Source organism: [Mycobacterium] fortunisiensis, from assembly GCF_019050325.1.
Lineage (GTDB): Bacteria > Actinomycetota > Actinomycetes > Mycobacteriales > Mycobacteriaceae > Mycobacterium > Mycobacterium fortunisiensis.
The window spans coordinates 1-7,061 of sequence record NZ_VOMB01000007.1 but is presented as its reverse complement, the minus strand read 5'-3'; the positions used below and the strand labels follow the sequence as shown (position 1 = coordinate 7,061).

1 protein-coding gene is annotated in these 7,061 nt (G+C 66.0%); it reads right to left on the bottom strand.

The features are described 5' to 3' along the window. A partial coding sequence (locus FR943_RS05770; RefSeq protein WP_217155402.1) for a non-ribosomal peptide synthetase occupies positions 1-7,061 on the bottom strand: 7,061 nt, incomplete at both ends.

Below are 7,061 nucleotides of genomic sequence, written 5' to 3'. Positions count from 1 at the left end.
ATCATCACCCGACCCGGCGCCCACCGCTCCACCACATCCGGCGGACACGCCTCAGCAGCCACCATCAACGCTGCGGATTCCAGGCCCTCCGGGGACAGGATCCCTACTGCAGAGGGCGTTTGGCTCAGAACTGTGACGTGTTCGTTAACCAGAAGGGCATGCAGATCTTGCGATGAACGGGTGGTCTGCTCAGGCACCACCACCAGCCGCCCACCGTGCAGCAGCGCCCCCCAGATCTCCCACACCGAAAAATCAAACGCCAACGACGAACACGCCGCCCACACCTGCTGCGGCCCCAACTCGACACCCACATCCATGCCGTCAAACAACCGCGTCACGTTCTGATGCGTAACCGCAACCCCTTTGGGCGTCCCCGTCGTCCCCGACGTATAAATAATGTGCGCCACATCATCAGGAGCCGGCACCGGCAACGCAGCACCAGACTGAGAATCAATCCGAGGATCCTCGACCTCCACCACCGGCACACCACAGCCGCCGAGCCGCTCACCCAACGCCGCCGTGGTGACCACCGCCACCGGCGCCGCATCAGCCAACATGAACTCAACCCGAGCATCAGGATGCGCCGGATCAATCGGCAGATACGCCGCCCCCGACTTCAACACACCCAAAATCGCCACAACCGCATCCGCAGACCGGCCCATCATCAAGCCGACACACTGACCCGGACCCGCCCCCTGAGCAACCAACAAATGCGCCAAACGATTCGACGCCTCATCCAACTCCCGATACGACAACGAACGACCCTCAAACCGCACCGCCACCGCATCAGGCGCACACGCAACCTGCGAAGCAAACAACTCAGGAATCGAAGACTCCACCACCGACTCCGACAGCACCCCCCGATGACCAACCTCATCCAGACGCGCACAATCAGCGGCATCGAGAACATCCACCGACGACAACCGCTGAGCCGAATCGGCAGTCATCACCGTCAACATCCGCTGCATGCGTTGGATCAACGTCTCGATCGTGGCAGTGTCGAACACGTCGGTGCGGAACTCGACCGATCCGTCGATCCCGGCGGGCGCGCCGGCGTCGGTGAAGCGTTCGGCCAGTGAGAACACCAGGTCCATACGGGCAGTCTGGGTTTCGGCCTCGATCCGCGTGACTCCGACGTCACCCAGCTGCAATGCAGCAGCCGGGTCGCTGTGTTGCCATGGCAGGTTCTGCCAGGTCAACATGACCTGCACGAGCGGGTGATGGGTCAGGCTGCGGGTCGGATTGAGCCGGTCTACCAGCACCTCGAACGGCACGTCCTGATGCTCGAATGCCGCCAGGCTGCGCTGCCGCACCTGACCCAACAGGTCGGCGACCGTGGGGTCCCCGGCCAGGTCCACGCGCAGCACCAACGTGTTGACGAAGAAACCCACCAATTCGTCCAGTGCGGGCTCGCCACGGCCGGCGGACGCGATGCCCACGGCCACATCGGTACTCGCGCTCAGCTGAGCCATCAACGCAGCCAGGGCGGCCTGGACCACCATGAAACTCGTCGCTCCGTGCTCGCGGGCCACCCGGGCGATCTGGTGCTGTAGCTCGGCAGGCCACTGGACCGCCACGCTGGAACCCTGGTAGTCGGCTACCGGCGGATAGGGCCGGTCCGTCGGCAGCTCCAACCGATCGGGCAGCCCGGCCAGCTCGTCCTCCCAGTATTTCAGTTGTCCGGCGATCACGCTGTCGGTGTCGGATACCGCGCCCAGCCACTCCTGTTGCCACAACGTGAAATCGGCATACTGCACCGGCAGGGGCTCCCAATCCGGGGCCTGCCCGCCGCATCGGCTGGCGTAGGCAGTCGCCAGATCCACTACGAGTGGGGTCACCGACCAGCCGTCGGCGGCGATGTGATGTACCACCGCCGCCAGCACGTGCTCGTTCTCACCTATGCGGAAAAGCGTTGCCTTGATCGGAATTTCACTCGTGAGGTCGAAACTGTGGCGTGCTGCCGCACCGATCGCCTCGTCGAGGCGGGCCGCCGGCCATCCGCCGGCGTCGACGATCTGCCATCCCAGATCGGCTTGTTCGACGCCCAGAACGACCTGCTGGGGTACCCCCTCAACCGAGGTGAACACGGTGCGCAGGCTTTCCTGCCGGCCCACGACGTCGGCGAGTGCAGCGCCCAGGGCATCTTCGTCCAGGTGCCCGCTGAGCCGTAGCGCCACCGCCATGTTGTAGATCGGTGACGGTCCCTGCAGTTGGTCCAAGAACCACAGCCGTTGCTGTGCGTACGACAACGGAATCGCCGCCGGACGATGCCGCGCGGTCAGCGGTGGCCGGGCGACACCGTCCTGGTGCCGCTCGAGATGGTCGGCCAGCCCGCCGACCGTGGGCGCGTCGAACAGGTAGCGCACCGGCACATCCCGTCCGAGAGCTGACTGCAGACGGGCGCTGACCCGGATGGCGATCAGGGAATCGCCGCCGAGGACGAAGAAATCGTCGTCGAGTCCTGCCCTGCCGAGTCCGAGAACCTCGGTGAACACCTCGGCGACGATCTTTTCCGTATCGGTCTGAGGAGCCCGGAAGGAGGTGGCGACGAAGGTGGGTTCAGGCAGTGCCTTGCGATCGATCTTGCCCGAGGAAGTCAACGGAAACTCGTCGAGCAACACGATCTGACTCGGCACCATGTACTCGGGCAACCGCTCGGCCAACCACTGGCGGACCGTCGTGACCTTCGAGTTGGTGTGTGGGTCATTGGCGTAGCCGCCGCGCTGACGGGCATCCGAAGCGGGCTGGTAGAGGTCGGTGAGCGCCGGTCGCGGCTCGCCATCCGAGGCCGCGAGGAAGACGGCATCCAGGGTGCCGGGCTGGGTGCCCCACGTCACTGCGACGTGATACCCGGCGGCTTCGCCGCGCCGGTACACCATTTCCGGGGTGACGACGTCGGCGGCGGCAGAGTCGGCCTGGACGAGCGCCTCCGCGAGTGGGAGCCCGGCGCCCAGCGCTTGTTCGGTCACCACATCGGCGATGACGCCGGCGCGGGGAATGCCGCTGACGCGCACGGTGGACGGCTGCTGGGCCGTCAACTCGGCATGTAGCCCGCTCAGATCCGCGCAGTCCGTCCACGCCCAGGTCGGGGCGCTGGCCAGCGAGCACACCTGGGTGGGTGACTTGTGGACGATCACGTCGTAGCGGTACCGGCTCAGCTCGTTGTCTGCTTCACCACGCTTGACCTGGATACCGATGCCGCCCACGGAGGGATGGTCGGCTGCCCAGGTGGTGAAAAACTCTGGGGCGAGGAGCAACTCGTGCTCACCCAGCATCGCGCGCTGTACCCGTTGCCGGATCTCGTCGGTATCGGTGCCGTGCTGGCTGCGCGCCAACGCGATACCGGTCTGGAACGCACCCTGCAGGTTGTGGTTGCGCACGTCGCCGATGAACAGCGTGCCGCCGGGGGCCAGCAGCTCCACGGCCTTGTCGATGACCTCGGCCAGGTACCCGGCGCTCGGGAAGTACTGGACCACCGAGTTGATCACCACCATGTCGAACTGGTTCTGCGGCAACGCCTCGGTGATGTGCGCCGGTCGGGTCAGCAGGTGAACCCGATCTCCCCACGGTTGACCGCCCACCGCGGCCTGCAGCTTCTGGATGGTCGGCGCGGAAAAGTCTGTGCCCCAGTACTCCACGCACTTCGGAGCGAGCTGCGACAGCAGCAAGCCTGATCCGACGCCGAGCTCGAGCACCCGCTGCGGCCGCAGTGCCAGGATCCGGTCCACAGTGGCCGAGCGCCATTCCTCCATCTCATGTAGGGGAATCGGATCGTCTGTATAGCTGCTGTTCCAGCCGCGGAAATCGTTGCCGAATTCGACCTCGTCGAGGTCGGCGTCGTAGAGCTCGTCGTAGATCCCCTGCCACTGATCGACAACGTCAGCGTCGTGGTCGGCGGTGCTGGTCTGCTCGAGGGCGATGTAACCAACCAGATGATCGACCCCGGTGCTGCCCCGATGGACGGATGCGGCCGCACGGGTGACCTGCGGGCAGGCCAGCAGGGTGTTCTCGATCTCGCCCAACTCCAGGCGCTGCCCACGCAGCTTGATCTGGGCGTCTGCGCGTCCGAGATATTCCAGGCTGCCCGAGCCGGTCCAACGCGCCAGGTCACCGGTGCGGTACAACCGCGTCCCCGGAGCCCCAAAAGGATTGGCCACAAACCTATCCGCAGTCAGATCAGGCCGTCCCACATATCCACGAGCCACCGCCGGACCGGCCAGGTACAACTCACCCACCACCCCGACGGGAGCCGGGTTCAGGCGTGCGTCGAGAACGTAGGCATATGTACCCGGCACCGGGGCGCCGATGTGCACGGGCTGTCCGGCCGACAGCGCACTCCAGGTCGCCCAGATCGTCACCTCGGTCGGCCCATACGCATTGAACATCCGTCGCGGTGTCTTGTTTCCCTCCTCGCCCGCGGAGGCAGCCCACGCGGCCACCAACTCTGCCGGGCACGCCTCACCACCAGTCACCAGCGTCGTCAATCCGTCGATCTCGGCAGGATCCAGGGTGGCCAGCACCGTCGGGGTGATCAATGCCGCATCGACGCGCCCGCCCGCCAATACCTCGGCCAATGCGTCGCCGGCGTAGGAATCCGGCGGGGCCACCACCAGCGCCGCCCCCGACGACGCGGCCCATAACCACTCGAAGACCGAGGCATCGAATGTCGGCGCGGCCACCATCAGCACCCGAGCCCTCTCAGGCACACGGAGCAGATCGTGATGCGCGGCCGCCACTCCCAGCACCCCGGCATGGCTGATCGCCACGCCCTTCGGAGTTCCGGTGGAACCCGACGTGAAGATCACGTATGCCGCGTTGTCGATGCTCAACGGCGCCAAGCGATCCGAATCCGTCACAGGATCGCCGCTGTGTTCTGACAGATCAATGACATCGAGCGGGACCACGAGGCGGCTACCGGTCCCCTCGACCGCACCGGTGCCGCAGGTGAGGACACAGACCGCCTCGGCGGTGTCGAGCACCGTGGACACCCGCTCGGCCGGGTGACCCGGATCAACCGGAACGTACACCCCGCCGGCCTTGAGCACCGCCCACCAGGCGATCACCAACTCGGCAGATCGGCCCATCGCCACACCGACCGCGCGCTCAGGGCCCACCCCGGCTTCGATCAGCGCACGTGCCAGCCGATTGGAGACCTCATCCAGCTCCCGGTAGGACAGTTCACGGTCCCCGTCCACCACCGCAACGGCCTCCGGATCCGCGGCCACCGCCGCAGCCAACAACTCCGGGATCAGCCCCATCGGGCGCGCGACGCCTGCGCCAGACCACTTGTCCAGCAGCAGATCCTGCTCCTCGTGATCCAGCAGCCTCACCCCGCCCACCGCTACCGACGAGTCGGCCACCACGGCTTCGATCACCCGGCCGAACCAACCCACCAACCGCTCGATCGTGGACCGGTCATACAGATCGGTGGCGTACGCGACCGTGCCTACGGCCATCAGCTCACTACCTTCGGCCGGCGCGGCCTTCAGGTCGAACAGCGCACTTGCGCCCCCACTGGCCACTTCGCGCAGATCGAATTCCAGGTCGAACCGGGCGGTGCGGATGTCGGCAGCCACCGGCTCGACGTCGAGTTCGTCGAGCTGGATCTCGGGGCGCACATTGTTCTGGAAGGCCAAGGCCACCTGGAACAGCGGGTGGTGCGAGGTGGACCGGGTCGGGTTGAGCCGCTCGACCAAAAGCTCGAACGGCACATCCTGGTTTGCATAGGCATCCAGCGCCTTCTGCCGTACCCGCTCAAGCACCTCGCTGAACCGCAGCGCGGGATCAACGCCGACCCGCAGCACCCAGGTGTTGACGAAGAACCCGACCAACTCATCGAGTGCCTGATCATTGCGTCCGGCGATCGGGGTGCCCAGGGCGATGTCCTCACCAACCCCGGCGCGGTGCAGCACGACCGACATCACCGCCTGCAACACCATCGACGTGGTGGCATTGTGCGCCGCAGCAATAGCTTTGATCCCCCGCCACAGTTCGGGATCGATGCTCAGATCAACCGCGTCGCCGCGGTATGTCGGCACCGGCGGCCGCGGCCGATCCGACGGCAGCGAGGCCAACTCGGGAAGGTCGGCCAATTCGTGCCGCCAGTAGGCGAGCTGGCGGGCGAGAACACTCTCGGAGTCCGATTCGGCTCCAAGCCATTCCTGTTGCCACAGTGTGTAGTCGGCGTACTGCACCGGCAACGGCGTCCACTGCGGGGCCTGACCCTGCACGCGTGCCCGATACGCCTCGCCCACATCACGGGCCATGGGCGCCATCGACCAGCCGTCGAAGGCGATGTGGTGTAGCACGATTCCGAGGACATGTCGATCAGGACCCAGTGTGTAGATCTGTGCCCGAAACGGGATCTCAGACGACAGGTCAAACCGATACTCGGCCAAGGAAATCAGTTCGTCGACCACGCCGGACCCCGGAAGTGGCACTGCCACTGGGCCGCTGCGCCGCCACAGCCCCGGCTGCGCGGGAACCACCCGCTGCAACGGCACACCGTCGACATCGGGAAACACGGTGCGCAACGACTCATGCCGTTCGATCACGTCGTCAAGCGCAGATCCCAGCGCCTCGACGTCCAGCGCCCCGTCGATCCGGAAAGCCATCGGCATGTTGTAGGTCGCGGCACCATCCTCGAACCGGTTGAGAAACCACATCCGGTTCTGCGCATAGGACAGGGGCACCACCGCGGGGCGTTCGCCCGCGGTGAGCGGCGCGCGTTTGGCCGATGCCTCACCGAGGCGAGGGGCCAACAGGGCGACCGTCGGGGCATCGAACAGCGTGCGCACCGCCAGCCCGGCATCCAATGTCGTATTGACCGCTGAGACCACGCGCATCGCCATGATGCTGTCGCCGCCCAGATCGAAGAAGGAGTCGTCGATCCCGACCCGGTCCACTCCCAGAACCTGGGCGTAGATGCCGGCCAGGATTTCCTCGGTAGCCGTGCTCGGGGCCCGGTAATGATCAGCACCGACGTATTCGGGTGCGGGCAGGGCCCGCTTGTCCAGCTTGCCGTTGACCGTCAACGGCAACGAGTCGAGGACCACCACCGC